We start from the raw sequence: 25,286 nt of genomic DNA on the forward strand, positions 1-25,286 counted from the left end.
TCAGGCGCCCTTGAGGCGGTCCGCGAGGTAGGCGTGCAGGTTCTCGATCGCGATGCGCTCCTGGCTCATCGTGTCGCGGTCGCGCACCGTGACGGCGTTGTCGTCGAGGGAGTCGAAATCGACCGTGACGCAGAACGGCGTGCCGATCTCGTCCTGACGACGGTAGCGGCGTCCGATGGCGCCGGCGTCGTCGAAGTCGATCGTCCACCGGCCGCGCAGCGCGTCGGCGACCTCGCGCGCCAGCGGCGAGAGGCGCTCGTTACGCGACAGCGGGAGCACGGCGACCTTGACCGGCGCCAGGCGCGGATCGAGCTTGAGGACCGTGCGCGTGTCGGTGCCGCCCTTGGCGTTGGGGACTTCCTCTTCGACGTACGCGTCGACGAGGAAGGCCATCATCGACCGGGTCAGACCGAACGAGGGCTCGATGACGTACGGCGTGTAGCGCTCACCCGACGCCTGATCGAAGTACGTCAGGCTCTGGCCGGACGCCTCGGAGTGGTTGGAGAGGTCGAAGTCGGTGCGGTTGGCGACGCCCATGAGCTCGCCCCACTCCGAACCCTGGAACCCGAACCGGTACTCGAAGTCGATGGTGCCGGCGGAGTAGTGCGCCCGCTCGTCCTCGGGGACGTCGAACTGCCGCATGTTCTCCGGGTCGATGCCGAGGTCGGTGAACCAGTTCCAGCACGTCTCGACCCAGTGGTCGAACCATTCCTGCGCCTCGGCCGGCGGGACGAAGTACTCGATCTCCATCTGCTCGAACTCGCGCGTGCGGAAGATGAAGTTCCCCGGCGTGATCTCGTTGCGGAACGCCTTTCCGACCTGTCCGATGCCGAACGGGGGCTTCTTGCGGCTCGCGGTGAGCACGTTCGAGAAGTTCACGAAGATGCCCTGCGCGGTCTCGGGGCGCAGGTAGTAGAGCGCGGACTCGTCATCCACGACGCCGAGGTACGTCTTGATCAGCCCGGAGAACGACTTCGGTTCGGTCCACTTGCCGCGGGTGCCGCAGTCGGGGCAGGCGATGTCGGCCATGCCGTTCTCGGGCTTGCGGCCCTTCTTCGCCTCGAAGGCCTCGATGAGGTGGTCCTCACGGTGGCGCTTGTGGCACTGCAGGCACTCGACGAGGGGGTCGGAGAAGGTCGCGACGTGCCCGGAGGCCTCCCACACGCGCTTGGGGAGGATGACGCTGGAGTCGAGACCGACCATGTCGCCACGGCCGCGGACGAAGGTCTGCCACCACTGCCGACGGATGTTCTCCTTCAGCTCGGTGCCGAGGGGGCCGTAGTCCCATGCGGAGCGCGAACCGCCGTAGATCTCACCCGCTTGGAACACGAACCCGCGGTGGCGGGCGAGGCTGATGACCTTGTCAAGACGGGACTGTTCGGCCACGGTGGCTCCAATGGTCGGATGCGACGGGGAATGCGCCCGAGAACACGGGCACGTCAATCCTATCGGCGCGCCCCTGTGATGCATCCGTGCTCTGCGCGGGTGGCATGAGGATGCCGCGGCCGACTCAGCGGTGCGGACAGGCGTGGCCTCACTCGGTGAACAGGTACCCGCGCTCGACGTCGAAGCCCGCGACGCGCAGCCCGCGTGCGAGCAGCTCCTCCATCTCGCCGCGCAGGCGCATGCGCCACTCGTGCGCGGCATCCGGATCGGAGAGGCGCATCGACTCGACGTCCGAGGGGATCTCGAGCGTCGCGACCACGGCGTCCGCCGCCGGCGGCTTGGCGATGTCGGCGAGGGCCCACTCCACGTCGAGGCGATCACTCTCGTCGCCGGCGTCCCCGCCGCCGAAGATCCCGTAGTTGTTCACCGAGTATCCGGTGACGCGGGCGCCGAGCACGGTGAGGAAGAAGTGCGCGTTGCGGGCGACGAGCGGGTCGAACGTCCACGTGATGCCGCCGACCTCGCGCGAGAACGCCCACTGGCGCTGGTGCTCCTTCAGCTCGCGCCCCCATCCGCGTCCGCGGTACTCCGGCAACAGGGCCGTGATGTGCGAATGCATGCGGCGTCGCGCCGGCACGCCGAAGAACGCGATGGATGCCCCCACCATCCGCTCCTCGCCGCTCTCGTCGTCGAAGAGCCCGACGACGTAGTTTCCCGACTGCTGGAGCGCGCGCAGCGTCCCCGCGTCGATGACGCGCTCCGGCCCGCGGATGGAATCCAGCAGGCTCTGGGCGTCGATGATGAGTTCAACGGTGTCGAGATCACGGATGGTTCGCACGGACCCAGTCTGCCCCTCCCAGCCCCATCTGCGGAATCCACCGATAGCCTTGATCGGTGGCAGGCGACGACGAGAGAGCGAGAAGACGGCTCTCCCGGACTCCCAATCGCGGGATCACGGTGGCCGTCCTCGCCTTCACCGGCCTCGCGGCATCCTTCATGTTCACGCTCGTCGTGCCGCTCCAGGCGGAGCTGCCGACCCTTCTGAACGCCTCCCGCGAGGACACCACGTGGGTCGTCACGATCACCCTCCTCGTCGCAGCGATCGCGACGCCGATCTCGGGCCGCCTCGGCGACATGTACGGCAAGCGCCGCGTCATCGTCACCCTCATGTCGATGCTCATCGTCGGCTCGGTCATCGCCGCGCTGTCCGGCTCGATCATCGGAGTGATCGTCGGCCGCGCCCTGCAGGGCGCCGTCACCGGCGTCATCCCGCTCGGCATCGCCGTCATGCGCGACATCCTCCCGCCGCGCAGGCTCGGAACGGCCGTCGCCCTCATGAGCGCGACGATGGGCGTCGGTGGTGCCATCGGGATGCCGCTCGCGGCGTACCTGGCATTGAACGCCGACTGGCACTCGCTGTTCTGGCTCGCGGCCGGGCTCGGCGTCGCCGGCGTCGTCCTCGTGCTCGCGTTCGTCCCGCAGGACGTGCTGCTCTCCCCCGGACGCCTCGACGTCCTCGGTGCCCTCGGCCTCGCCGTCGCCCTCACCGGTCTGCTGCTGTACGTCTCACGCGGTGCACAGTGGGGGTGGACGTCACCGCTGGGGCTGAGCCTGGTGATCGGCGGCGTGCTCGTCCTGCTGCTGTGGGGCTGGTACCAGCTGCGCACGAAGGAGCCGCTGCTGGACCTGCGCGTCGCCGCACGCCCGGCCGTGCTGCTGACGAACATCGCCGCCATCGGCATGGGCTTCGCGCTGTTCTCCTCCAACGTCACCTTCCCGCAGATGCTCGAACTGCCCGTCGAGACCGGCTCAGGGTTCGGTCTCGACATGCTCACGGCCTCGTTCATCATCATGCCCGCCGGCCTCGTGATGATGGTGCTGTCCCCGCTGTCCGGGTGGCTGGAGCGGACGGTCGGTCCGCGACCGCTGTTCACCGTGGGCGCCGGCGCGATCGTGCTCGCCTACGTCTTCGTACTCGTCTGGTCGAGCGAGTGGTTCCACATCTTCATCGCCAACGCCATCATCGGCGTCGGCATCGGCTTCACGTTCGCCGCAATGCCGATGATCATCATGCGCTCTGTTCCCGCGAACGAGACGGGGGCGTCGAACGGCCTGAACGCGCTGTTCCGCTCGGTCGGCACGTCCAGCGCGTCCGCCGTCCTCGGCGGCGTGCTCGCCGCGATGAGCGTCGAGGTCGACGGTGTCGCGATCCCCACGCGCGAGGCCTTCGACGTGTGCTTCTGGCTGGCGATCGTCGCCGGGATCATCGCCCTGGTGCTGTCGCTGCTCATCCCGAAGAGCCGCGCGCTCGAGAAGCATCCGTCCCTCCCGGACTGACCGGCTGGTCACCCGGACCTCTGACCACCCGACGGATGCCCCCGGACGGATGACCGGATGCCCCGGATGACCACCGCACGGATGCAGGACCGAAGCACGGATGCAGGACGGATCAGCCGTTTTCGCCCTGCAAGCGTGCGCGCTCCCTGCATCCGTGCGGGTGGGATGCGGAGTGTGCGGGTGGGATGCGTCCCAGGCGGGCTCAGATCGTCAGGATTCGGCCGATCGGACGTCAGAGCGTGCGGCCGTCCGGGTCGCCGGGCATGGCGGGACGGAGTCGCTTCGGCGCGGGCCACGGCAGCTCGAAGCGCTGCGCGGCAGGAGATCGCATGTCGCCGAAGTCCTCTGCCTTGACGACGATGCGTCCGGCTCGCTCCGGCGAGGACGGCGTCACCTCGACGAAACGGACGTGGAGCGGCGTGGATGCTTCGCCCTCCAGCATCCACGGATCGGCGAGCCAGGCGAGTCCGTGCGTCTCGAGGGCGTCCTCGGCGACGAGCCAGTCGACAGCATCCGACACCTCGCGACCGAGAACGTCCACGGCTGTCCATGCGTCGCCGACCGGGCGGATCCAGCCGAGCAGTTCGCCGTCATCGCGGCGATGAGGCGTCCAGTCATCCATCCGACGAGGGTAGCCCGTCGGCGCCCACCTCCTCCCCTCCTCAGCCCCCACCGCACGGATGCAGGACCGAAGCACGGATGCAGGACCGATCAGCCGTACTCGCCCTGCAAGCGTGCGCGCTCCCTGCATCCGTGCGGTGGGAGACGGAATGTGCCGTGCGCGCTCCCTGCATCCGTGCGGACGCAGGGGCGACGGACGGCAGAATGGGCGGATGGCCGCACCGCTCCCCCGCATGACCCCAGAGCAGTCCCGCGCCTGGCTCGCGCTCATCAGCACGGCGGAGCTGCTGCCGGCGGCGCTCGACACCCAGTTGCAGCGCGATGCCTCGCTCACGCACTACGAGTTCATGGTGCTCAGCTCGCTCCAGCGCGGAGGGCCCATGCGCCTGAGCGACCTCGCCGCCGCGACGAACGCGACGCTCCCCCGGGCGTCGAAGGTGGTCCGGCGTCTCCAGCAGCGGGATCTCGTCGAACGCAGCGGCAGTGACGACGACAGGCGCAGCGTCCTGCTCACACTCACCACGCAGGGACGCCGGACTCTCGTGCTCGCCACACCGGGGCACTTCGAGACCGTGCACCGGCTCGTCCTCGACCAGCTCGGCCCCGAGGAGCTCGTCGCGCTCGCGGACGCGCTGGAGCCCGTCGTGCAGGCGCTGGATCCGCAGCGCCGGTTCGGCCCCTTCCGAGCGTGAGTGCACCCGCTAGTGGGTGTACTCCATGAGCTCGACGCCGAGGACGCGGAACGCGTCGTGCGCGCGCAGGCGGTGGGCGATCGAGAGGTCGTCGAAGCCCACGATCATCGCGTAGGAGACCCCGGCTCGCGGCCCGGCGAGCACGCCGGCCTCTGCGCGGACTCCGCGGTCGCGCCCCGTCTTGTTGATGAAGAGCAGCCCGTGCGCGTCGTGCTCGTGCGCGAACGGGTCGAGACCCGTGGATGCCGCCACAAGACTCAGATCGTGGTTGAGGCTCAACCACTCCGCGACCTGAGCACTGACCGCCGCGTCCACCGCCGCGGAGTTCACGAGCGCGGAGAAGAGCGCAGCGAGCTCTTTCGCGGTTCCGACGGCGACATGAGGGGCGTCATCCGGTCCTCTGACGTCGCGGAACCTGTCCAGCACCGCCGTGCGTCTCAGACCGAGCGACTCGATCCGGTCGCGCACGCGGTGATGCCCCACCTGCTCCAGCAGGATGTTGACCGCCAGCGGATCGCCGGCCGTCGCAGCGAGCACCGCGAGATCGATCAGAGGCAGCGCCGGGGCCTGCAGGTTCCGCCACAACCCGGAGCCGATGACCGGCGCCGTGCTCGTCCGCTCGACGATCTCGAGGGGGTCGAGCGTCCCCGCCTCGAACCGCGCGGCGACCTCGATCAGCAGGGGGACGACTCCGAGCCCTGCGATCGGCAAGGTCACGTGGTCGTCACCGGCGATCACCTGTGCACCCGTGTCGAGGTCGGTCACATGCACCGAGACCTGGGCCCCGGCATCCGCCAGATCTTCGAGCGCGTGCACCGTCGCGGTGAACGACCGCCGCCCGACGGCGGCACGGCGCGGCAGACGGCGGGAGCTGCGCTGAGACCGTCGCAGCATCGCAGGCTCGGGGGAGGTGCCCACGCGTGTCCTTCCCAAGAAGACGTCCGGGGGAAGCCGCCGGCGGCGTGGCCACGACGGCAGTGGCCATCGTAACCCCGCCGCCTGAGCGGTGGTCAGAGCGTGCGCAGGACGGTCACCAGATCGTCACACGCTCGTCGCTGGGCAGGTGCAGTGCGTCGTCCTCTGTCACGCCGAACGCCTCGTAGAACGCGTCGATGTTGCGAACGATCTGGTTGCAGCGGAACTCGTTGGGCGAGTGCGGGTCGATCGTGAGGAGCCGGATCGTCTCGGCGTCGCGGCTCTTCTGCTGCCACACCTGCGCCCAGCTCAGCAGCAGTCGCTGAACTCCCGTCAGGCCGTCGATGACCGGCGCCTCGGCCCCGCCGAGCGACAGCTCGTACGCCTTCAGCGCGATGCCGAGACCGCCGAGGTCGCCGATGTTCTCGCCGATCGTGAGCGCCCCGTTGACGTGGTTCTCCGGTGCGAGCCCCTCGGGCACGAGGGCGTCGTACTGCGCGATGAGTGCCTTGGTGCGCTCCTCGAACGCGGCGCGGTCGGCGTCGGTCCACCAGTCGTCGAGCTTGCCGGAGCCGTCGTAGCGGCTGCCCTGATCGTCGAAGCCGTGACCGATCTCATGGCCGATGACCGCGCCGATCCCGCCGTAGTTGGCTGCGGCGTCGCGACCGGCGTCGAAGAACGGGTACTGCAGGATCGCCGCGGGGAACACGATCTCGTTCATCGACGGGTTGTAGTACGCGTTGACCATCTGCGGCGGCATGTGCCACTCGTTGCGGTCGATCGGCTTGCCGACCTTGTCGATGTTGCGGTCGTGCTCGAAGATGTTCGCCCGCCGGACGTTCCCGAAGATGTCGGCCGGATCGATCTCCAGCGTCGAGTAGTCGCGCCACTGCTCCGGGTGCCCGATCTTTGGAGTGAACGCGTCGAGCTTCGCCAGCGCGCGCTCCCGGGTCTCCGGGCTCATCCACTCCAGCGTCGTGATGCTCTGCCGGTACGCCTCGATGAGGTTCGCGACGAGTTCGTCCATGGCCGCCTTCGCCGTCGGCGGATAGTGCCGTTCGACGTAGACCTTGCCGATCGCTTCGCCGAGGGCGCCTTCGGTCACCGACACTCCGCGCTTCCAGCGCTCGCGGATGGTCGGGACGCCGGAGATCTCGGTGCCGTAGAACGAGAAGTTCTCCTGCACGATGTCGTCGGTGAGGAACGGAGCGGCGGCGTGTACGACCTGGGCACGCAGCCAGGCCTTCCAATCGCCGAGCCGGTCCTCGACGAGCAGTCCGCCGAGGCCTTCGAAGGCACTGGGCTGGCTGACGACGAGCTCGGAGAACGCCTCGGGGTTGGTGGGTCCTACCGCGTCGCGCCACGGCGCGAGGTCGACGCCGACGAGCTTCTGGAAGTCGTCCCATGCCAGGAGGTTGTAGGTCTTCACGGCGTCGCGGCTGGCGACGTTGTCCCAGTGGTGCGATGCGATCTCGGTCTCGAGGGCGAACGACCGCTCCGCGTCATGGGCGGCATCGGCCACCCCGGCCAGCGCGAGCAGGCGCTCGAGGTGGGTGCGGTACGCGGCGCGCGTCCCCTCGAAGCTCTCCTGGCGGTAGTAGCTCTCGTCGGGCAGCGACAGGCCGGACTGGACGAGGATCGGCACGTAGCGCTCCGGGTTCCCCGGGTCGCCGTCGACGTACAGTCCGATCATGTGGGCACGGCCATCGCGCTCGTAGGCACCGGCGGTGGCCAGCAGCGCGGGGATGCTGTCGATCGCGTCGATCTCGGCGAGGGTCTCGCGCAGCGGCTCGGTGCCGGCCGCGTCGATCCGCTCGGTGTCCATGAAGCTCGTGAACAGATCACCGATCTTGCGCTCGAGGGTGCCGTCCGCGGCATCCTGCGCCTCTTCGATGATGGTGCGCACATCCTTCTCGGCCTGCTCAGCGAGCATGTGGAAGGAACCCCAGCGCGCCTTGTCGCCCGGGATCTCGGTCCGGTCGAGCCACTCGCCGTTGACGTGGCGGTACAGGTCGTCCTGTGGGCGGATGTCGGAGCTGAACTCTTCGGTCGCGAGACCGGCAGGAAGAACATCAGTCATGCATCCACCCTACGACCGCACTACCCGCCGGGGCGGGGACGCCGGATGGATTTCGTCGGTCATGGCGTCCGAGAACCGGCGAGATCCATACCCGCCGGCCGTAACCGCATCTCAGTGGCGACGGAAGAGACCGCGGCGTGGGCGCGCGGCCGACTCCGCCGCAGCATCCGCCCTCGCGGCCGCCGCGCGTTGTTCGCGGCGCTCGTGCCACGCCGCGATCTCGGCGTCGACGTCGCGCGTCTTCGTGACGACCGGCGGTCCACCCAGCAACTGGCGTCGCGCGGAGATCACACGGCTGTTGAAGTCCTCGAGCGCCTCGCGCACGTCGCTCTCCCTGTGCAGCGCATCGAGGGTGTCGTTCAGCTCCCGGTCCTCGGTACGCAGCAGGATCGCCGGCGGCCCGAGCCCTGTGAGGCTCTCGGTCTCGATCTTCCGGCGGATCCACCAGTCGGGATCGTGGTGGGTGCCGAGCCCCTCGAGAGGCTTGCCCGCTCCAGGCAGGTCGTCGAAGTCGCCGCGGCGCATCGCGATCTGGATCGCGGTCTCGACGAACTGATGCTTGTTCTCGGCGGTGAGCTGCGACGGAGGCTGTTCGGCATCGGCATCCGTCTCGCCGTTCTGCCGCGCCCGGTAGCGGGCCGCGGCGTCGCGAGGATCACTCATCGTCCACCTCCGGATGCCGGTGCTGACAGCCTACGCCCGCGGCATCCGGCGGACTCCGGCAGGTCATAGGCTCGAGGGATGACCGCCCGCCCCGTCACCCTCAATCGGGAGATCCTGCGTCTGGCGGTCCCGGCCCTTGGCGCTCTCATCGCCGAACCGGCGTTCCTCATCGTGGACGCTGCCCTCGTCGGCCACCTCGGCACCGTGCCGCTGGCAGGTCTCGGCATCGCCAGCGCCGTGCTGCAGACCATCGTCGGCCTGATGGTGTTCCTCGCCTACTCGACCACCCCGGCGGTGGCCAGGCGGTTCGGTGCGGGCGAGCACAAGGATGCCGTCTCGGTCGGCATCGACGGCATGTGGCTCGCGCTGGGGCTCGGCGCGATCCTCTCCGTCGTCGGTGCGCTGTCCTCCGGCTGGCTCGTGTCGCTGTTCGGAGCGAGCGCCGACGTCGCCGAGCAGGCCGACACGTACCTCCTCATCAGCATGTGGGGTCTGCCCGCCATGCTCATCGTCTTCGCCGCGACGGGTCTGCTTCGTGGGATGCAGGACACCGTGACCCCGTTGTGGATCGCCGGGCTCGGCTTCGGCGCGAACGCCCTGTTGAACGTGCTGTTCATCTACGGGTTCGGGTGGGGCATCGCCGGATCCGCCGTCGGCACGGTGACCGCCCAGTGGGCGATGGTCGCGGCCTATGTCGTCATCATCGGCCGGCTCGCCCGTCGCCATGCGGCGTCGCTGCGCCCCCAGCGCGACGGCGTCCGAGGGTCGGCGAGGTCGGGTGGCTGGCTGTTCCTGCGCACCGTGAGCCTGCGCGCCGCGCTGCTGGTCACCGTCGGGGTCGCCACGGGGATCGGCACGGAGGAGCTGGCGGGCTGGCAGGTCGTCTTCACGATCTTCTCCGCCGCCGCCTTCGCCCTCGATGCGCTCGCGATCGCGGCGCAGGCACTCATCGGCAAGGGCCTCGGGGCGGGTGACGTCCCCGGCGTCCGCCGCGTACTGGCGCGCACCGTCGCCTGGGGCGCCTGGTTCGGCGTGCTCGTCGGCGCGATCATCGGAGCGTTGTCCGGCGTCATCGGGTTGGCCTTCACCGGTGATGCGGCGATCGCCGCGCTCATCCAGCCCGCGCTGGTCGTACTCGCCGTGGCGCAGCCGATCGCGGGAATCGTGTTCGTCCTCGACGGCGTGCTCATGGGTTCCGGCGACGTGCGGTACCTCGCCATCGCCGGCGGGCTGAACCTCGTGCCGTTCCTGCCCGCCCTGCTGATCATCGCGCTGGTCGGTGTCGGCGGCAGCGCCGGAGTCACCTGGCTGGCCGTCGCCTTCTTCGGGGTGTACATGCTCGCGCGCTTCGCCACCCTCGGGTGGCGGGTCAGGACGGGCGGCTGGCTCCGTCAGGACGTCTGAGGGCGACCGCCCTCGCGGCAGGCGCCGCGATGGGTGATGATGTCTGCATGACTGGACCCTGGCCCGACGACTCCGCGACCGTCGAGCGCTGGGTGCGCGCCATGCTCGAACCGCTGGCATCCGGCGGCGACGGGATCACGGTCTCAGGACTGGAGAGGATGCGCATCGACGCCGACCTCGCCGGCTCGGATCTGCAGAGCCTCACGGTGGACGCCACACCCGTGGAGGTGCGCATCGACGCCGCGTCCGCCGCCGGCCACGAGACCCCGCCCCCTCCGGCCGCCGCAGAGCCGGTCACGGTGCAGACCCGGTCGGGGGTGCTGCGCAGGTTCCGGATCAGTGCGCACCCGCTGCGTATCGAGCGCACTCCGGTCGACCTCCATGTGGAGGCGCACGACGTGCCGATCGAGTGGTCGACCTTCGCCGAACCCGTCGACCCCGCCGTACCGGAGAGCATCCACGCTGTCACTCCGAAGGACCCGCCCTCCGGAGTGAGGGGCGCCTTCGACGTCTCCCTGCCGACGAAGGACGCCGTGCCGCTGATCACCGGCGTCCTGCGACCGGCACTGCAGGAGGCGGGTCTGCGCCCGGGCAGGGTGAGCCTCTCGGTCGACAACACCGAAGACGACGACACCGAAGGCGACGGCATCCGGATCCAGGCACGGGTCGGGGTGCGGTGGAAGTTCATCGTGGCGTCGGCCCGACTCGCCACCGTGGTGGAGATCACCCCGGATGCCGTGGTGACGGTGCGCGAGCTCACCGTCCGCAGCCGTCACCCGCTCGTGGCACTCGCGCTGAGGTTCGTGCGCTCGCGGCTCCGCGCCGTCGTCGGGAGCGAGACGGATCTCAACGCCGAGCTGGCCCGCAGCGGGACGGGCGTGCGCATCCACGACCTCCGCGTGACCACCGGCGAGCGCCTCGGTGTCGCCGGCCGCTTCAGCGATCGCGCGGTCACGCGTATCGGCGACACCACTCGTACATGATCACGGCGCCGGCGGCACTGGCGTTGATGGACCGAGTGGAGCCGTACTGGGTGATCTCGATGTGGCCGGATGCCGCGGCGATGGCCTCGTCGGTGAGGCCCGGCCCTTCCTGGCCGAACAGCAGCACGCAGCGCTCCGGCAGATCCGCTCGGTCGACCGGCACCGCGCCGTCGACGTTGTCGACCGCGATGATCGGGATGCCCTCCCCTGCCGCCCACGCGGCGAACGATGCGACATCCTCGTGGTGCACCACGTGCTGATAGCGGTCGGTGACCATGGCACCCCGCTTGTTCCACCGCCGGCGGCCGATGATGTGCACGGTGTCGGCGAGGAATGCATTGGCGCTGCGCACGATCGAGCCGATGTTCATGTCGTGCTGCCAGTTCTCGATCGCGACGTGGAACGGATGCCGTCGGGTGTCGAGGTCGGCGACGATCGCCTCCATCCGCCAATACCGATACCGGTCGATGACGTTGCGGGTGTCGCCGTTCGCGAGCAGTTCGGGGTCGTACTGTTCACCCTCCGGCCAATCGCCTTCCCAGGGTCCGAGGCCGTGGGTGCTGCGCTCAGGGGTGTCGGTCACTCCGTCAGCGTAGTCGCGTCGGCGTAGGGTGGGTCCGTGGCATCCCCGGCGGCAGACGACTACCTGAAGACGGTGTACGCGCACACCGAGTGGCAGGATGCGCCGATCACGCCGTCCCAGTTGGCCGCCAAACTCGGCATCGCCCCGTCGAGCGTGACGGAGATGGTCAAGAAGCTCGCCGCCTCGGGACTCGTCTCCCACGTTCCGTACGGTGCCGTGCGCCTCACACCGGAAGGGCAGGCCCGCGCCCTGCAGATGGTCCGCCGCCATCGCCTCATCGAGACCTGGCTGGTGCAGGAGTTCGACTATGCGTGGGACGAGGTGCACGACGAGGCGGAGGTCCTCGAGCACACCATCAGCGACCGCCTGCTCGCCGGCATCGACGCCCGGCTCGGACACCCGCGTTTCGACCCGCACGGCGACGCGATCCCGGATGCCACCGGTGAGGTCACCCGCGAGCCCTTCGTGCTGCTCGCTGACGCGCCCAGCGGTCACACCGGTCGCGTGCTGCGGGTGAGCGACCGCGACCCCGCCCTTCTCCGGGCCCTCGAGGCTGCGGGGCTCCGAGTGGGCCGCGCGCTCACGGTGACCGAGGACGGGCACCTGCTCAACGGCGAGGCCTGCGATCTCCCGCCCGATGCGGCCGAGGTCGTCTGGGTCACCGCCTGACCTGCACCGCCTCGCCCATGAAGCTCCGCTGTACTCTCGCGACCCTGTGTGATAATAATTTTCTTGGGGGACGTTCTTTCTGGAGGCCATTTTCGCCAACAGATCGAGGACTCGCTGATGAGAAGAACGACCGCCGCTGCGACCGCAGCACTCCTGCTCCTGGGGATCCCCACCGCCGCCGCAGGCACCACCGACGACGAGCAGTTGCTCTACAAGTACGTCAAGGATGCGTCCGGCGCCTACGGCTACGGCAGCGATCCCGTCGAGACGTACCCCGGTTCCGGCACGCAGGTGTCGATCCCGACCACCTCCGCTGAGGAGACCCGGCGCTTCTCGAGCGCGTGGGTCGCCACGATCGACAATCTGAACTTCGGACGCCCGGCCGACGCCGCCGACTTCGACTCCCGCTTCACCCGGGTGCTCGACGACTTCGAATCCTGGAACATGAACGCGGTGATCTTCCAGGTGCGACCTCTGCTCGACGCCTACTACCCGTCCGAGCTGAACCCCTGGTCCGGCTTCCTCACCGGCACCCAGGGCGTCGACCCGGGGTACGACCCGCTCGCCCGCGCCGTCGAGGCGACGCACGCCCGCGGCATGGAGTTCCACGCGTGGCTGAACCCGTACCGGGTCACCAATTCGAAGATGACGTCCGCCACGGTGCTCGGCGCACTCGACATGACCGCGGACGAGGTGAAGGCGCTCAGCATCCCGGAGTACATCGCCGCTCTCGCAGATGCCGGCATCCTCGCCCCGGACAACTACGCCGTGCAGCACCCGGACCAGGTGCTCATGTTCGAGGAGAAGCTGTTCCTGGACCCAGGTGAGCCGGCGGTGCGGACATCCGTCGCAGACACGGTCGCCGAGATCGTCGCGAACTACGACGTGGATGCCATCCACTTCGACGACTACTTCTACCCGTACCGCATCACGGTCGACGGTGAGAACGTCTTCTTCGGCGACGCGGGAGAGGACCGCGCCACCTTCGAGGAGCATGGACTCACCGCCGGATACGCCGACACCCCCGAGGACATCGAACGGTGGCGCCGAGACAACGTCACCGCCCTCATCAGCGACGTCAACGACGAGGTCGACGCGCACAACGCGGCGACCGGTTCCGCTGTCCAGCTCGGCGTCAGCCCGTTCGGCATCTGGGAGCACAAGGAGAACGACCCCGCAGGCTCGAACACTCCGACCACGTCGTCGCAGACGTACAGCGGCTCGGTCTTCGCCGACACACGAGGGTGGGTGCAGGACGAACTCGTCGACTACCTCGTCCCCCAGATCTACTGGAGCTTCGATCAGGGCGCCGCTCCGTACGGGGACCTGGCGCAGTGGTGGAACGACGTGGCCGCCGGGAGCCGCACGCAGGTCTATGTCGGCCACGCCCTCTACAAGCACGTGAACAACGGCGGGTGGGAGCAGGCCTGGATGAACCCCGAGGAGGTTCCCAATCAGATCCGCTTCAACCAGAAGCTCGACGACATCGACGGCAGCGTGCTGTTCAGCTACAACGACATGCAGCCCAGCGATCTGGCCTCCCTGCCCGCGGACCAGCAGCCGCGGCACGAGGCGAAGAACCAGGCGATCGAACTGCTGCGTGAGGATGCCTTCGGGCACCCGACGCTCGTTCCGGCCAAGCCGTGGCTGTCGGACGGCGTGGTCGCCGCGCCGAAGGGCGTGCAGGTCCGCGACGGCCACCTCGTGTGGGAGGCGGGCGACCCGCAGGAGGCGCGCCAGTACGCGATCTACCGCGGAACGGGTTCGCCGAAGCAGATCATCGCGCGCGAAGGCGCCCTCGTCGGCACGGTGTGGGCGGACGGGGCATCCACGCTGGAGTTCGAGCTCCCGAACACGGCCTCGTCGACGCCTGCCCGCGAGAAGTGGGTGGTGACGGCGCTGGATGCCGCCGCCGTCGAGAGCGCGCCCGTCGCCGCCACAGGCAAGCCCGACAAGCCCGGCAAGCCCGAACAGCCCGGCAAGCCCGACAAGCCGGGCAAGCCGGATCACCCCGTGCGCCCCTCGCAGCCGGGTGGCTCCGAGGACGGGCGCTGATCTGATCGCGTTCGGTTCCCTGACGGCGGTCTCCTCCTTTCGGAGGGACCGCCGTCGGTCTTCTCGCCGCAGGCTCCTTCATCCGCATCGCGCGCCCCAATAGGCTGAGCACATGGCACACCGCGAAGACATCGAATGCTGGCTCACCGACATGGACGGCGTCCTCGTCCATGAGAACGAGGCCATCCCCGGCGCATCCGAACTGCTCGCGGGATGGGAGGATGCCGGCATCCCCTACCTGGTGCTCACGAACAACTCGATCTTCACCGCCCGCGACCTCTCCGCTCGGCTGCGAGCGAGCGGTCTTCGGGTCCCGGAGGAGCGCATCTGGACGTCGGCGCTCGCGACGGCGGACTTCCTCAAGCAGCAGGTCCCCGGCGGATCGGCCTTCGTCATCGGAGAGGCGGGCATCCTCACCGCCCTGCACGACGCCGGTTTCGTGATGACCGAGACGGACCCGGACTTCGTCGTCGTCGGGGAGACCCGCACCTACTCGTTCGAGGCCATCACCAGGGCCATCCGACTGATCAGTGCCGGGGCACGGTTCATCATCACCAACCCGGACGCCACCGGCCCGAGCATGGAGGGTCCGCTGCCCGCCACCGGCGCCGTCGCGGCGCTCATCACCAAGGCGACGGGTCGCCAGCCGTACGTGGTCGGCAAGCCGAATCCGATGATGTTCCGCTCGGCTCTCAACAAGATCGGCGCGCACTCCAAGAAGACCGGCATGATCGGCGACCGGATGGACACCGACATCGTGGCCGGTATCGAGGCCGGGCTGCACACGGTGCTCGTCCTCACCGGCATCAGCGACCAGGCCGAGATCGAGAAGTACCCGTTCCGCCCGGACGAGGTCGTCGACTCCGTCGCCGACCTGCTGCCCACCATCACGGGGACGATCCCGACCGTCGAGAGCTGAATCGAGCCCAGACGTGAGCGTTCTCGACGACGGGGACCGGATCAGTCCGGCGGATGCCGCGAGCTGGCGCGCCTGGCTCGATGCGCATCACGCGACCGCGGCAGGCGTCTGGGTGCTGAACGTGCGCGGATCGAGCGGCGGGCTCGACTATGAGGATGCCGTCCGCCAGGCCCTCTGCTTCGGGTGGATCGACGGACCCGTCCGGTCGTTCCCCGAGGGGAACGGGCAGTGGTTCTCGCCGAGGCGACCGTCGAGCGGGTGGGCGGCGACCAACAAGGAACGCCTGGCCGAACTCGAGGCTGCGGGGCTCATGATGCCCGCCGGCATCCGCGCCGTCGAACTCGCGAAGACGAACGGCTCGTGGGAGATGCTCGACGGCCCGGAGGCGGGGATCGAACCGGCCGAACTCACCGCGGCGCTGGATGCGGTGCCGGCCGCCAGAGCATCGTGGGATGCGTTCCCGAAGTCGGTGAAGAAGTACGGATTGACCCAGATCGCCACCGCGAAGCGACCGCAGACGCGCGCCGCCCGCATCGCGAAGATCGTGGCGGATGCCGCAGAAGGGAAGCGCCCATGAGCCAGAGCGACCTGCTCTTCCTCGTCATGATCCTCATCGTCCTGTCATCGCTCACGATCTTCATCGTGCAGTTCGTCCGTTCGCGCCGCCGTGACGGACACGGGGACGGCCGCTCGGGAAACTGGTGGGAAGGCCCTTGGGACGACGACCGGAAGGGCTGAGCTCACCGGGCCGATGAGGTTGCGGGATCGCGGCGATCGCGCCGACTGGTCAGCGCGTCGTGAGCACGAGACGGCGCAGTTCGGCAACCGGCTCCGGCATCCGCAGCGGCCCTGCTCCCGGCGTGATCGTGCCGAGGATGCGCGGCTCCCTCGCCCCCGTGCCGGCCGGGGCGACGGCGGCGACACCATGCATCGTGCACCAGCCGATGAGGGCGAACAGGATCGCCTCCTTCGCGTCAGCGGAAGCACCGAGCTCATCGGCGAGCACCACCTCGGTGTCGGGCACGGCGGCGCGCAGCCCATCCATCATCAGCGGGTTGTGGCATCCTCCGCCCGAGACGGCGAGGAAGCCGATGCCCGCGGCGCGGACGTCCTGCGCGACGGTGCGCACGGTGAGCTCGGTGAGGGTGCGCACGAGGTCGACGGCCGGGATGTCGCGGCCCAGCCCGTCGACGTGGCGGCGGACGTAGGCGAGGTGGAAGTGCTCCTTACCAGTGCTCTTCGGAGCGGGCTGGGCGTAATACGGGTCGGCGAGCAGCGCGGTCAGCAGTTCGTCATCGACCTTGCCCGCGCGGGCGATGCGCGCGTCCTCGTCGTAACCCAGCGGGTCCATCCCGTACGTGGTGATCACGGCGTCGACGAGTGCATTGGCGGGGCCGACGTCGTATGCGCTGATCCTGTCGCCGCCCACCACGGTGATGTTGGCGATCCCGCCCAGATTCAGGGCTCCGGTCACGCCGGCGCGATCGCGCAGAAGCAGTTCGTCGAGGAAGGAGACCAGCGGTGCGCCGTGCCCTCCGGCAGTGATGTCGCGGATGCGGACGTCCGAGACGACCGGCACGCCGACGGCCTCGGCGATCCAGGCGGGCTGCCCGATCTGCAGCGTCCCACGGGCGTGACCGCCCTCGACCCAGTGATAGACGGTCTGCCCGTGCGTGCACACGGCATCGACGCCCCCGACGGATGCCGCGGCATCCCGCGCGACGTCGGCGAAGGCCTGACCGATCAGGGTGTCCAGTTCGGCGACCTCGGCGAGCGTGGTCGCCGCCGGCGGGAGCGCCGCGATCAGACGCGCGCGCAGCCGCTCGTCATAGGGGACGCTGTCCGAGTGCAGCACGGTGCCGGAGAGGACCCCACCCTGCTCGTGGAAGTCCACCACGGTGACGTCGATCCCGTCGTGGGATGTGCCAGAGAGCAGGCCGAGTACGCGCATGAATCCTCTTCCGGTGGGGGCCATCCCACCGTATCCCGCCCGACACTGCGTGACGGACAGGAATGAGGGCCGCCCCCGTCGCACGGGAGCGGCCCTCATTCGCCGGTGGAGCGGGGTCAGACGGTGGCGACTGCCGTGAGGCGGCCGTCGATCATCTCGAGAACCCGATCGCAGTGCTCGAGCACGTCGCGGTCGTGAGTGACCATCACGACGGCCACGCCGTCGGTGTGCGCACGGTCGGCCAGAAGCTGGACGACCTCATGACTGCGTGCCCGGTCGAGCGCCGCGGTCGGTTCGTCGACGAGCAGGACGCTCGGGTCGTTGACCATCGCGCGGGCGATGCCGACGCGCTGGCGCTCTCCACCGGAGAGCTGACCGGGGCGGTGACCGGCGCGGTGCGCCATCCCGACCGCGTCGAGCAGCGGCGCGGGGTCGACCTTGCGGTTGCCCGCGATCCGACCCGCCAGGCGCAGCTGGTCGGCGGAGGTGAGCGCCGCGAGCAGGTTGTTCGACTGGAAGACGAAGCCGATGTTCTTCTTGCGGAACCGTGCGGCCGCACCGGGGCGCAGCGAGGTCACGTCCGTGCCGTGCACGCGCACGGCGCCGGAGTCGGGGCGGGCCAGCGCACCGGCGATCGCGAGCAGCGACGACTTGCCGGAGCCGGACGGACCGACGATCGCGACGAACTCTCCCGGCATGACCTGGAGCGAGACGTCGTCGAGTGCACGGACGCGGGAGTCCCCGTCACCGAGCTCGAGCACGGCGCCCTGGATGTCGAGGGCGGGGGTGGTGGTTGCGTCAGTCATCGCTGGCCTCCCAGAGCGTTGAGCGGGTCGATCCGGACGATGCGCAGCACCGCGACGGCGGCGCCGATCAGGCCGAGGACGATCGTCGTGAGCGAAGCGATCGCGATCGGTGCGGCCTCGAGGTCGAACGGCATGGCGGCGGGCATCGCAGCGCCGAGGCCGACTCCGGCGGCCACGCCGATCACGGTGAAGCCGATCAACAGGATCGCCGCCTGGGCGAGGCTGTCACGGAGCAGGAACCGCGCGGATGCACCCTGAGCACGGAGCACGGCGATGTCGTGGCTGCGCTGGATGGTCCAGACCGTGAAGAACGCTCCGACGACGAGGGCGCAGATCACGTAGAGGAACACCTGGATCATGCTGAGCGTCAGCGTCTCGGCCTCGTAGCCGGGCGAGGCGTTGAACGACTCGGTGAGGGTCATCGTCGTGGTGTCGGCCTCCGCATCGATCGCGGCGAAGTCGACGTCCGCGCCGTCCTCCGCGAGAAGGGCGACGACGCTGGAGTACGGGAAGTCCAGCTCGTCGAAGTCCGCCTCGGTCGGCGCACCGGCCGGCGCCGCACCCGCGGCGATGAGCCGCCACGTGTCGATCGGCAGGTAGGCGACGTCGACGTGCCCGAAGGTCGCCTGACCCTCGGTGAACCCGATGACGGTCAGCTCGGTGTCGACGCGGTCGAGCGTCACGACGGTGCCGATCTCGACGCCGTCATCCTTGAGCGTCTCGGAGACGATGATGCCGTCGACGGCTCCGAGCTGCTCGCCGGAGGAGACCTCGGGAGAGAGGAACCCGTCCGGCTCGACGCCGAAGAGCGTGAGGTCGACCTGCGTGTCGTCGTCCGTCACGGTGTTGATGATGTTGACGCCCATCGGCTCGGCCTCGGCGATGCCGGGGGCATCGACCCAGGCCTCGAGCTGATCGTCGTCGACGACCGAGCGGCTGAAGGCGTTGTCGGTCATGGTGCCTTCGTCGAACGCAAAGGCGGTCGCCGGCATCGACTTGAGGCCGGAGACTCCGTCGTTGACGAGGCCGGAGGAGAGGCCGGAGAGCAGCACGACGAGAACCGAGATCAGAGCGATCACGATGCCCATCAGTGTGAACCGACCGCGAGCGAAGCGAAGTTCGCGCAAAGCGAGGAACATAGGTGAATTTCCTGGTCGAGTTACCGACACACCGTCGGCATGATAGTGACAGTATGTCAGGAAATCGCCAGATCGCCGAATCGAGCGGGGCGATCGCGGGTCAGCCGAGGCCGTTCACGAGCAGCGCATACACGTCATCGGCCGCCTCCCGGGGGTCCACCCCGTGCGCGACCAGCTGCACGCCGGCGCCGATGACCCCCTGCGCGAGAAGGGCGCCCCGCTGCGGAGAGCGGTGACCGAGTTCCTCCAGGACATGGACGAGGGGGCGCAGCAGGGCGTCGTGCAGCACCATGAGGTCCTCGAGGCGACTCGGCGAGAGGTCTGCACCGCGCAACGCGCCGGCGATCTCGTGCCGACCGTCCGCGGTCATGGTCATCGTGGCGTCGACGAAGACGCGCAGCTGCGCGAGCCCGGGGGCGACACCCTCCAGCGCCTGCTCGATCTCGGCGTCCCAGCTCTCGATGGCCGCGATCGCGACGCCGACGAGGAGGTCGTCCTTGGAGGGGAAATAGTCGTAGAAGCTCGACCGGGACAAGCCGGTCCGTTCGCACACGCTGCGCGGAGTGACGCCGGCGACGCCGGACTCGCGCACGATGTCCTCGGCGGCGGCGATGAGCGCGGCACGCTGCGCGGCGCGGTGCTCCGCCACGGAGGGCGCACTGATCTTGGGCATTGGAATATCTTAGGCCGCTCGCGGAACCACCGGTGAGGCGGCGGTTCGCGAGCGGCCGTGGGTCGGGGTCGGGGTCAGCGCCAGACGGTCGCCATGAGGATGTTGACCACGGTGAGCAGGGCGATGGTGGGGAGCACCCAGCCGGCCACTGCCTCCTTCTTGCGGTTGATGAGCGCGATCACGACGATCACGATGAGCACGACGAGCTTCGCCGTGATCTTCGCGTTGTTCACGTCGTCACCGCGACCGAGGGCGTACTGCATGCCGACGAGCGCGATGCCGGTGACGAGCATGGTCCAGGCACCGTGCATGATGCCGGGGATGATGCGCGCCGTCTTCTCGCGCATCGCCGAGCTCTGGTAGACCACGCCACCGAGCAGGGCGACGACGCCGATGATGTGCAGGGCAAGGATGACGTTCTTCAGAATCTCCACACCGCCAGCATACCGACAGGCCGTCGGAAAGCTAGCGGAGGATGAACGCGGCCGCGCCGATCAGTGGGCCTTCGTCGCCGAGGCCCGATCGCACGACCCGCGCGGCACGCGAGTAGTCGTGTGCTGCCGAAGCCGTGAGTGCGCGCTGGACGAGATCGATGTAGTCGTCCGAGACGCGTGAGAAACCACCGCCGATCGCGACCATGTCGAGGTCGACGAGCGTCGCGGCATCCGCGAGCGTCTCGCCCACCGCCTGCGCCGACCGTTCGATCGCCGCACGGGCGACCCTGTCTCCGGCTGCGGCATCCCGTGCGAGGTCCTCGCCGGTCTCGCCGTCCCACCCCTGAGAGCGTGCCCACGCAGCACTGGCGGGTCCGGAGGCGATCTCCTCGAGGGTCAGACCACCCTCACGCCGCATCTGGCCGAGATGACCGGCGTTCCCGGATGCCCCGGGGATGTACTGCCCGCCCATCACGAAGCCTCCGCCGACCCCGGTGGACACGACGATCGACAGCGACGCACGCGCATCACGAGTGGCGCCGAGCCAGGACTCGGCGAGCGCGAGCGCACCCCCGTCGTGCCCGAACACCGTGGGGATCTCGCGGCCGAGCACCGAGGATGCCGCCGAACGCACCGCATCCGCCAGCCGGTATCCGCGCGCGGCCGGCATGTTCACGGGGAAGATCGACCCGGAGTCGCGGTCGACGGGTCCTGCGCTGCCGACCCCTGCGCCGACGACGTCAGCGTCCGCCGGAGCCGCGGCGAGCGCGTGTTCGACGACGGCGGCGATCGCGTCGTCCAGCGAGGCTGACGTCGCATCCCTGCCGGTCGCCCGCCGGCTGCGGCTGCCGGCGAGCACGTCACCGTCCGCGGTGACGAGCGCCGCCTCCAGCTTCGTCCCGCCGACGTCGACGGCGAGGGCGAGGCGGGTCACTGGGGGTCGAGTCCGAGGTCGTCGAGGTCGAAGGCGGCGAGCCACTGCAGGCCTTCGGCTTCGATCGCGGCCTGGGCCCCGGTCTTCCGGTCGACGATCACCGCGACGGCGACGACCTCCGCGCCCTCGCGGCGCAGAGCCTCGACAGCCTTGAGCGCCGACTGCCCGGTCGTCGAGGTGTCCTCGAGCACGACGACGCGCTTGCCGGCGACGTCGGCCCCTTCGATCTGACGGCCGCGGCCGTGGTCCTTCGGCTCCTTGCGGACGACGAACGCGTCCAACGGGTGCTCGGTGGCCACCGAGGCGTGCATGACCGCGTTCGCGATCGGGTCGGCGCCGAGAGTGAGGCCACCGACGGCGACCACGTCGAGCCCGTCGATGAGATCGAGCATGATGCGCCCGATGGCCGGGGCGGCCCTGTGGTCGAGGGTCAGCTTCCGCATGTCGACGTAGTACGTGGCCTTCTTGCCGCTGGAGAGCGTGAAGTCGCCGTGGAACACCGCCTCATCCTTGATCAGGGCGAGCAGGGACGAGCGGTCGTCTTCGTGGGTCACGGCATCCAGTGTAGGGCGCGGCGGCCGGCACGCAGAGGCGCGTCGCCTATCGTGGGGGGACCACGACGCACGGAGGCTCATGTTCTCGTTCGACCCCTACGCCGAATTGGCCGCTCTGCGCGATTTCGCGCCGCTCGAACTGACCAGCCCGGACTTCGCGCCCGGCGCCCCGCTGCCGCTGTTCGCCTGGTCGGCCGACCGCGGTGGCGAGGACCGCTCCCCCGCGTTGCAGTGGTCGCAGCCGCCGGTCGGGACCAAGAGCATCGCGATCTCCTGCTTCGATCCCGATGCGCCCACCGGATCGGGCTTCTGGCACTGGGCGGTGTTCGACCTGCCGGCGACCACGCGCGCGCTCCCCAGCGGAATCGGCGATGTCGGAGCGCTCCCCGGCGGAGCGAAGGTGCTGCCGAACGAGGCGCGCTCGGAGCGCTTCATCGGCGCCGCCCCGCCGGCGGGGACCGGCGTGCACCGGTACTTCTTCGTCGTCGACGCCCTCGACGTGGAGACCCTGGATCTCGCGCCGGACTCGACACCGGCCGTGCTCGGCTTCAACCGTCATTTCCATTGCCTCGCCCGCGGTGTGCTCATGGGAACGGCCGATCCCGCCGAGCGCTGACGTCCGCACTCGCCCGTAGGCTGGGAGCATGCGTCTGGCCACCTGGAACATCAACTCGATTCGCACCCGCGTCTCGCGCGCCGTCGACTTCGCCGTCCGCGAGGACATCGATGTGCTCGCGCTGCAGGAGATCAAGTGCAAGCCCGAGCAGTTCCCGTACGCGCCCTTCGAAGAGGCCGGCTATCACGTCGAGGCCCACGGGCTGAATCAGTGGAACGGCGTCGCGATCGCCAGCCGTCTGCCGATCACCGACGTGGAGACCTCGTTCGCGGGGATGCCGGGCTTCGCGAAGGGCCATGAGGGCCCGGATGCTCCGCTCGAGGCGCGCGCGATCGGCGCGATGATCGACGGAGTCAAGGTCTGGAGTCTCTACGTCCCCAACGGCCGCTCGCTCGACGACCCGCACTACCGCTACAAGCTCCACTGGCTCGACGAGTTGCGCCAGGCGACCGCGGCGGAGCTCGCTGCGAACCCCGAGCTTCCGCTGGCGCTGGTCGGCGACTTCAACATCATCCCCTTCCCCGAGGACAACGGCGACCCGGCCATCGTCGAGGGCGTCTCGACGCACGTGTCACCGGAGGAGCGCGCGGCGTTCTTCGCCCTGGAGTCCGCCGGCGTCACCGACGTCGTGCGGCCCCTCATCCCCGAGGGCTTCACCTACTGGGACTACCAGCGGCTGAAGTTCCCGCGCAACGAGGGGATCCGCATCGACTTCGTCCTCGGCTCCCGCGCGCTCGCCGATGCGGTCACCGGCGCCTCGATCCACCGCAACGAACGCAAGGGCGAGCAGCCCAGCGATCACGTGCCCGTGGTCGTCGACCTCGACTTCGCCGGCACGGACGACGATGACGACATGCCGATGATCTTCGCCTGACCGGATCGGCTGGAATCCCCCGCAGGACGGATGCCGTCGGCGGCCGTCCACCCGTAGCGTGGAGGAATGGCCGCACCCTCTCGCGCACTGACGCCTCGCCAGCGCCAGGCTGATGCCCTGCTCGCGCTCGTCGTCTTCGTCAGCGGCGTCATCAGCGCGGCGCTGTCGGCGATCTCCGAGCTCTATGGCGACGAGCAGGCACCGCTCTGGCAGGCACTCGTCTACATCGCGGTCATCGCGGCACCGCTGGCGTTCCGGCGGGTCTGGCCGGCATCCGTGGCCGTCATCGTGTGCGTGGCGTACTTCCTTGCCGTCACGATGCGCCTGCCGGAACTCTATGCGGGCAACATCGCCATGTTCATCGCGCTCTATTCCGTCGGTGCGTGGATGAGCAATCGTCGCGCCGCGATGATCGTGCGCGTCGCGATCATCACGGGGATGTTCATCTGGCTGCTGGTGTCGGTGTACCGCGACGCGATCGAGACGGCGAGAGACGAGGAGATCATCGCCGGGGCGCTGTCGCCCTACCTCGCCTACATGGTCTTGAATCTGATGATCAACGTGCTGTATTTCGCCGGCGCCTATTTCTTCGGCGAGCACGCATGGCGCTCCGCGATGCAGCGGCAGGCGCTCGAGCAGCGGACGGCCGACCTCGAGCGCGAACGCGAGGTGACAGCGGCCCAGGCCGTCGCGCTCGACCGTGTGCGCATCGCCCGCGAGCTGCACGACGTCGTGGCGCACCACGTCTCCGTCATGGGCGTCCAGGCCGGCGCCGCACGGATGATCGTCGACCAAGACCCTGCGGCATCGAAAGAGATCCTCGGCGGCGTCGAGCAGTCGGCCCGCGAGGCCATCGACGAACTGCATCACCTGCTCGAGACGCTGCGCTCCTCGGACACCGAGGCGGAGGACGCGTCCACCCTCGGGCTGTCCGACATTCCCGCTCTCGTCGAGGCGTCGAGTGCAGCGGGGCTCGCCACCCGGTTCACGGTGGTCGGCGAGGAACGCGATGTGCCGTCGGTCGTGCAGGTCAATCTCTATCGGATCGCCCAGGAGGCGCTGACGAACGCGCGCCGCCACGCCGGCCCGGCCGCCACGGCGGACGTCCGCCTGCGGTACACGGACGGTGCGATCGAGCTCGACGTCGTCAACACAGGGCGACATGCTCTCTCGCCGCGCCCGGGGATGGGCCAGCTCGGCATGCGCGAACGCGCCATCGCCTCGGGCGGCACGCTCGAGTCCGGCCCGCGGGAACAGGGCGGCTGGCGGGTGCGCGCACGGGTGCCGCTGCATGCTCCCGCGCTGATCGGCGGAGCCGGGGCATGAGCGATCCCATCCGCGTCATGCTCGTCGACGACCACGCCCTGCTGCGCGCAGGATTCCGCACGATCCTCGACGCGCAGCCCGACATCCGGGTCGTCGGCGAGGCTGCGACCGGGGCCGAGGCTGTGGCGCAGGCGACAGCCTTGCAACCGGACGTCATCAGCATGGATGTGCAGATGCCGGACATGGACGGCATCGAGGCCACCCGCCGCATCGTCGCCGATCCGGCGGTGCATGCGGCCATCGCGATCGTCACGACCTTCGACCAGGACGACTACCTGTTCAGCGCGCTGGATGCCGGCGCCAGTGGCTTCCTGCTCAAGAACAGCGGACCAGAGGATCTCGTCGCGGCCGTGCGGGTGCTCGCCGTCGGCGACGGGATGCTGGCGCCGGAGGTCACAAGACGCGTGGTGCGCCGCTATGCCGCACCCGCCGCGAGCGACACCGCGGCGAAGCGACCGACGCCGTCGGAGCCGGCGGAGCCGCTGACGGAGCGCGAATCCGAGGTGCTCGCACTCATGGCGGAGGCGATGAGCAACGCCGAGATCGCCGCCCGGCTGTTCATCGGCAAGGCGACCGTGAAGACGCACGTGTCCCGCATCCTGCAGAAACTCGGCGCCCGCGACCGCGTGCAGGCGATCGTCCTGGCGCTGCGCGGCGGCCTCGTCTAGACGC

General features: G+C 69.4%; 27 protein-coding genes. 13 read left to right on the forward strand and 14 right to left on the reverse strand.

Going from position 1 to position 25,286, the window contains the following annotated elements; all coding sequences use genetic code 11:
- On the reverse strand, nucleotides 1–1,386 hold the full coding sequence (locus HD600_RS04825) for a glycine--tRNA ligase (RefSeq protein ID WP_144793369.1): 1,386 nt from the start codon (nucleotides 1,384–1,386) through the stop codon (nucleotides 1–3).
- 148 nt (nucleotides 1,387–1,534) lie between these two features.
- Nucleotides 1,535–2,224 (reverse strand): GNAT family N-acetyltransferase, encoded by a 690-nt coding sequence (locus HD600_RS04830; RefSeq protein WP_144793372.1) that lies wholly within the window; start codon nucleotides 2,222–2,224, stop codon nucleotides 1,535–1,537.
- 56 nt (nucleotides 2,225–2,280) lie between these two features.
- Between HD600_RS04830 and HD600_RS04835 the strand changes: the two genes are divergently transcribed.
- Complete coding sequence (locus HD600_RS04835; RefSeq protein ID WP_184281905.1) at nucleotides 2,281–3,723, forward strand: MFS transporter; 1,443 nt, start codon at nucleotides 2,281–2,283, stop codon at nucleotides 3,721–3,723.
- Nucleotides 3,724–3,955: 232 nt separating this feature from the next.
- Here the strand turns inward: HD600_RS04835 and HD600_RS04840 are convergent, their stop codons facing one another.
- Complete coding sequence (locus HD600_RS04840) at nucleotides 3,956–4,345, reverse strand: hypothetical protein (RefSeq protein WP_184281907.1); 390 nt, start codon at nucleotides 4,343–4,345, stop codon at nucleotides 3,956–3,958.
- A gap of 211 nt (nucleotides 4,346–4,556) precedes the next feature.
- Between HD600_RS04840 and HD600_RS04845 the strand changes: the two genes are divergently transcribed.
- Nucleotides 4,557–5,036: a MarR family winged helix-turn-helix transcriptional regulator gene (locus HD600_RS04845; protein WP_184281909.1), complete on the forward strand. Its 480-nt coding sequence runs from the start codon at nucleotides 4,557–4,559 to the stop codon at nucleotides 5,034–5,036.
- Between the two features lie 9 nt (nucleotides 5,037–5,045).
- On the opposite strand, the gene HD600_RS04850 is transcribed toward HD600_RS04845, so the two are convergent.
- From HD600_RS04850 to HD600_RS04860, 3 genes are all read right to left on the reverse strand, one after another.
- Complete coding sequence (locus tag HD600_RS04850; RefSeq protein WP_422120150.1) at nucleotides 5,046–5,954, reverse strand: serine hydrolase; 909 nt, start codon at nucleotides 5,952–5,954, stop codon at nucleotides 5,046–5,048.
- 112 nt (nucleotides 5,955–6,066) lie between these two features.
- A complete protein-coding gene (locus HD600_RS04855; RefSeq protein ID WP_184281911.1) occupies nucleotides 6,067–8,031 on the reverse strand; it encodes a M13 family metallopeptidase in 1,965 nt (654 codons plus the stop codon).
- A gap of 111 nt (nucleotides 8,032–8,142) precedes the next feature.
- The gene (locus HD600_RS04860) at nucleotides 8,143–8,694 is read right to left on the reverse strand and encodes a DnaJ family domain-containing protein (RefSeq protein ID WP_184281913.1); all 552 of its coding nucleotides are present in this window, start codon (nucleotides 8,692–8,694) and stop codon (nucleotides 8,143–8,145) included.
- A gap of 78 nt (nucleotides 8,695–8,772) precedes the next feature.
- Between HD600_RS04860 and HD600_RS04865 the strand changes: the two genes are divergently transcribed.
- Nucleotides 8,773–10,098 (forward strand): MATE family efflux transporter, encoded by a 1,326-nt coding sequence (locus HD600_RS04865; RefSeq protein WP_184281915.1) that lies wholly within the window; start codon nucleotides 8,773–8,775, stop codon nucleotides 10,096–10,098.
- 47 nt (nucleotides 10,099–10,145) lie between these two features.
- Nucleotides 10,146–11,081 (forward strand): hypothetical protein, encoded by a 936-nt coding sequence (locus tag HD600_RS04870; RefSeq protein WP_184281917.1) that lies wholly within the window; start codon nucleotides 10,146–10,148, stop codon nucleotides 11,079–11,081.
- Here the strand turns inward: HD600_RS04870 and HD600_RS04875 are convergent.
- Nucleotides 11,050–11,664 carry a TrmH family RNA methyltransferase gene (locus tag HD600_RS04875; protein WP_144793395.1) on the reverse strand — a complete coding sequence of 205 codons (615 nt, stop codon included), beginning with the start codon at nucleotides 11,662–11,664 and terminating at the stop codon, nucleotides 11,050–11,052. The genes HD600_RS04870 and HD600_RS04875 overlap by 32 nt on opposite strands.
- A gap of 36 nt (nucleotides 11,665–11,700) precedes the next feature.
- On the opposite strand from HD600_RS04875, the gene HD600_RS04880 reads away from it, so the two are divergent.
- The 5 genes from HD600_RS04880 (at nucleotide 11,701) to HD600_RS04900 (ending at nucleotide 16,045) form a co-directional block, all read left to right on the forward strand.
- Nucleotides 11,701–12,333, forward strand: coding sequence for an iron dependent repressor, metal binding and dimerization domain protein (locus HD600_RS04880; RefSeq protein ID WP_184281919.1), 633 nt, complete (start codon nucleotides 11,701–11,703; stop codon nucleotides 12,331–12,333).
- Between the two features lie 117 nt (nucleotides 12,334–12,450).
- Complete coding sequence (locus HD600_RS04885) at nucleotides 12,451–14,388, forward strand: glycoside hydrolase family 10-like protein (protein WP_184281921.1); 1,938 nt, start codon at nucleotides 12,451–12,453, stop codon at nucleotides 14,386–14,388.
- 112 nt (nucleotides 14,389–14,500) lie between these two features.
- Nucleotides 14,501–15,307: an HAD-IIA family hydrolase gene (locus HD600_RS04890; RefSeq protein WP_184281923.1), complete on the forward strand. Its 807-nt coding sequence runs from the start codon at nucleotides 14,501–14,503 to the stop codon at nucleotides 15,305–15,307.
- Between the two features lie 13 nt (nucleotides 15,308–15,320).
- Nucleotides 15,321–15,884 carry a YdeI/OmpD-associated family protein gene (locus tag HD600_RS15155; RefSeq protein ID WP_184281925.1) on the forward strand — a complete coding sequence of 188 codons (564 nt, stop codon included), beginning with the start codon at nucleotides 15,321–15,323 and terminating at the stop codon, nucleotides 15,882–15,884.
- Nucleotides 15,881–16,045 (forward strand): hypothetical protein, encoded by a 165-nt coding sequence (locus tag HD600_RS04900; RefSeq protein WP_184281927.1) that lies wholly within the window; start codon nucleotides 15,881–15,883, stop codon nucleotides 16,043–16,045. The genes HD600_RS15155 and HD600_RS04900 overlap by 4 nt, the downstream gene beginning before the upstream one ends.
- A gap of 49 nt (nucleotides 16,046–16,094) precedes the next feature.
- Here the strand turns inward: HD600_RS04900 and HD600_RS04905 are convergent, their stop codons facing one another.
- The 7 genes from HD600_RS04905 to pyrE all read right to left on the reverse strand — a co-directional run bounded on the left by HD600_RS04905 (nucleotide 16,095) and on the right by pyrE (nucleotide 21,798).
- A complete protein-coding gene (locus tag HD600_RS04905) occupies nucleotides 16,095–17,258 on the reverse strand; it encodes an anhydro-N-acetylmuramic acid kinase (protein ID WP_184281929.1) in 1,164 nt (387 codons plus the stop codon).
- 116 nt (nucleotides 17,259–17,374) lie between these two features.
- Nucleotides 17,375–18,064, reverse strand: coding sequence for an ABC transporter ATP-binding protein (locus tag HD600_RS04910; RefSeq protein ID WP_184281931.1), 690 nt, complete (start codon nucleotides 18,062–18,064; stop codon nucleotides 17,375–17,377).
- Nucleotides 18,061–19,152 carry an ABC transporter permease gene (locus tag HD600_RS04915; RefSeq protein WP_338402141.1) on the reverse strand — a complete coding sequence of 364 codons (1,092 nt, stop codon included), beginning with the start codon at nucleotides 19,150–19,152 and terminating at the stop codon, nucleotides 18,061–18,063. Before HD600_RS04915 ends, HD600_RS04910 begins: the two co-directional genes overlap by 4 nt.
- Before the next feature lie 151 nt (nucleotides 19,153–19,303).
- Nucleotides 19,304–19,876, reverse strand: coding sequence for a TetR/AcrR family transcriptional regulator (locus HD600_RS04920; protein WP_184281935.1), 573 nt, complete (start codon nucleotides 19,874–19,876; stop codon nucleotides 19,304–19,306).
- A gap of 74 nt (nucleotides 19,877–19,950) precedes the next feature.
- Nucleotides 19,951–20,310: a hypothetical protein gene (locus HD600_RS04925; protein ID WP_144793418.1), complete on the reverse strand. Its 360-nt coding sequence runs from the start codon at nucleotides 20,308–20,310 to the stop codon at nucleotides 19,951–19,953.
- Nucleotides 20,311–20,341: 31 nt separating this feature from the next.
- Nucleotides 20,342–21,244: an ROK family protein gene (locus HD600_RS04930; protein WP_184281937.1), complete on the reverse strand. Its 903-nt coding sequence runs from the start codon at nucleotides 21,242–21,244 to the stop codon at nucleotides 20,342–20,344.
- Nucleotides 21,241–21,798 carry an orotate phosphoribosyltransferase gene (gene pyrE / locus HD600_RS04935; protein ID WP_144793423.1) on the reverse strand — a complete coding sequence of 186 codons (558 nt, stop codon included), beginning with the start codon at nucleotides 21,796–21,798 and terminating at the stop codon, nucleotides 21,241–21,243. The genes HD600_RS04930 and pyrE overlap by 4 nt, the downstream gene beginning before the upstream one ends.
- A gap of 79 nt (nucleotides 21,799–21,877) precedes the next feature.
- Here pyrE and HD600_RS04940 point away from each other — a divergent pair, with 79 nt between their 5' ends.
- The 4 genes from HD600_RS04940 to HD600_RS04955 all read left to right on the forward strand — a co-directional run bounded on the left by HD600_RS04940 (nucleotide 21,878) and on the right by HD600_RS04955 (nucleotide 25,282).
- A complete protein-coding gene (locus HD600_RS04940; RefSeq protein WP_184281939.1) occupies nucleotides 21,878–22,414 on the forward strand; it encodes a YbhB/YbcL family Raf kinase inhibitor-like protein in 537 nt (178 codons plus the stop codon).
- A 28-nt stretch (nucleotides 22,415–22,442) separates the two neighbouring features.
- Nucleotides 22,443–23,288, forward strand: coding sequence for an exodeoxyribonuclease III (locus tag HD600_RS04945; RefSeq protein WP_184281941.1), 846 nt, complete (start codon nucleotides 22,443–22,445; stop codon nucleotides 23,286–23,288).
- Between the two features lie 66 nt (nucleotides 23,289–23,354).
- Complete coding sequence (locus HD600_RS04950; RefSeq protein WP_184281943.1) at nucleotides 23,355–24,614, forward strand: sensor histidine kinase; 1,260 nt, start codon at nucleotides 23,355–23,357, stop codon at nucleotides 24,612–24,614.
- Nucleotides 24,611–25,282 carry a response regulator gene (locus HD600_RS04955; protein ID WP_184281945.1) on the forward strand — a complete coding sequence of 224 codons (672 nt, stop codon included), beginning with the start codon at nucleotides 24,611–24,613 and terminating at the stop codon, nucleotides 25,280–25,282. Before HD600_RS04950 ends, HD600_RS04955 begins: the two co-directional genes overlap by 4 nt.
- Nucleotides 25,283–25,286 lie beyond the last annotated feature (4 nt).

It is taken from the genome of Microbacterium ginsengiterrae (assembly GCF_014205075.1).
GTDB lineage: Bacteria > Actinomycetota > Actinomycetes > Actinomycetales > Microbacteriaceae > Microbacterium > Microbacterium ginsengiterrae.

Coding starts and splice junctions, on each gene's coding strand:
- HD600_RS04840 (WP_184281907.1), bottom strand. CDS start 4,345: ATGGATGACTGGACGCCTCATCGCCGCGATGACGGCGAACTGCTCGGC.
- HD600_RS04845 (WP_184281909.1), top strand. CDS start 4,557: ATGGCCGCACCGCTCCCCCGCATGACCCCAGAGCAGTCCCGCGCCTGG.
- HD600_RS04855 (WP_184281911.1), bottom strand. CDS start 8,031: ATGACTGATGTTCTTCCTGCCGGTCTCGCGACCGAAGAGTTCAGCTCC.
- HD600_RS04860 (WP_184281913.1), bottom strand. CDS start 8,694: ATGAGTGATCCTCGCGACGCCGCGGCCCGCTACCGGGCGCGGCAGAAC.
- HD600_RS04865 (WP_184281915.1), top strand. CDS start 8,773: ATGACCGCCCGCCCCGTCACCCTCAATCGGGAGATCCTGCGTCTGGCG.
- HD600_RS04870 (WP_184281917.1), top strand. CDS start 10,146: ATGACTGGACCCTGGCCCGACGACTCCGCGACCGTCGAGCGCTGGGTG.
- HD600_RS04885 (WP_184281921.1), top strand. CDS start 12,451: ATGAGAAGAACGACCGCCGCTGCGACCGCAGCACTCCTGCTCCTGGGG.
- HD600_RS04890 (WP_184281923.1), top strand. CDS start 14,501: ATGGCACACCGCGAAGACATCGAATGCTGGCTCACCGACATGGACGGC.
- HD600_RS04900 (WP_184281927.1), top strand. CDS start 15,881: ATGAGCCAGAGCGACCTGCTCTTCCTCGTCATGATCCTCATCGTCCTG.
- HD600_RS04905 (WP_184281929.1), bottom strand. CDS start 17,258: ATGCGCGTACTCGGCCTGCTCTCTGGCACATCCCACGACGGGATCGAC.
- HD600_RS04910 (WP_184281931.1), bottom strand. CDS start 18,064: ATGACTGACGCAACCACCACCCCCGCCCTCGACATCCAGGGCGCCGTG.
- HD600_RS04915 (WP_338402141.1), bottom strand. CDS start 19,152: ATGGGCATCGTGATCGCTCTGATCTCGGTTCTCGTCGTGCTGCTCTCC.
- HD600_RS04920 (WP_184281935.1), bottom strand. CDS start 19,876: ATGCCCAAGATCAGTGCGCCCTCCGTGGCGGAGCACCGCGCCGCGCAG.
- HD600_RS04940 (WP_184281939.1), top strand. CDS start 21,878: ATGTTCTCGTTCGACCCCTACGCCGAATTGGCCGCTCTGCGCGATTTC.
- HD600_RS04945 (WP_184281941.1), top strand. CDS start 22,443: ATGCGTCTGGCCACCTGGAACATCAACTCGATTCGCACCCGCGTCTCG.
- HD600_RS04950 (WP_184281943.1), top strand. CDS start 23,355: ATGGCCGCACCCTCTCGCGCACTGACGCCTCGCCAGCGCCAGGCTGAT.
- HD600_RS04955 (WP_184281945.1), top strand. CDS start 24,611: ATGAGCGATCCCATCCGCGTCATGCTCGTCGACGACCACGCCCTGCTG.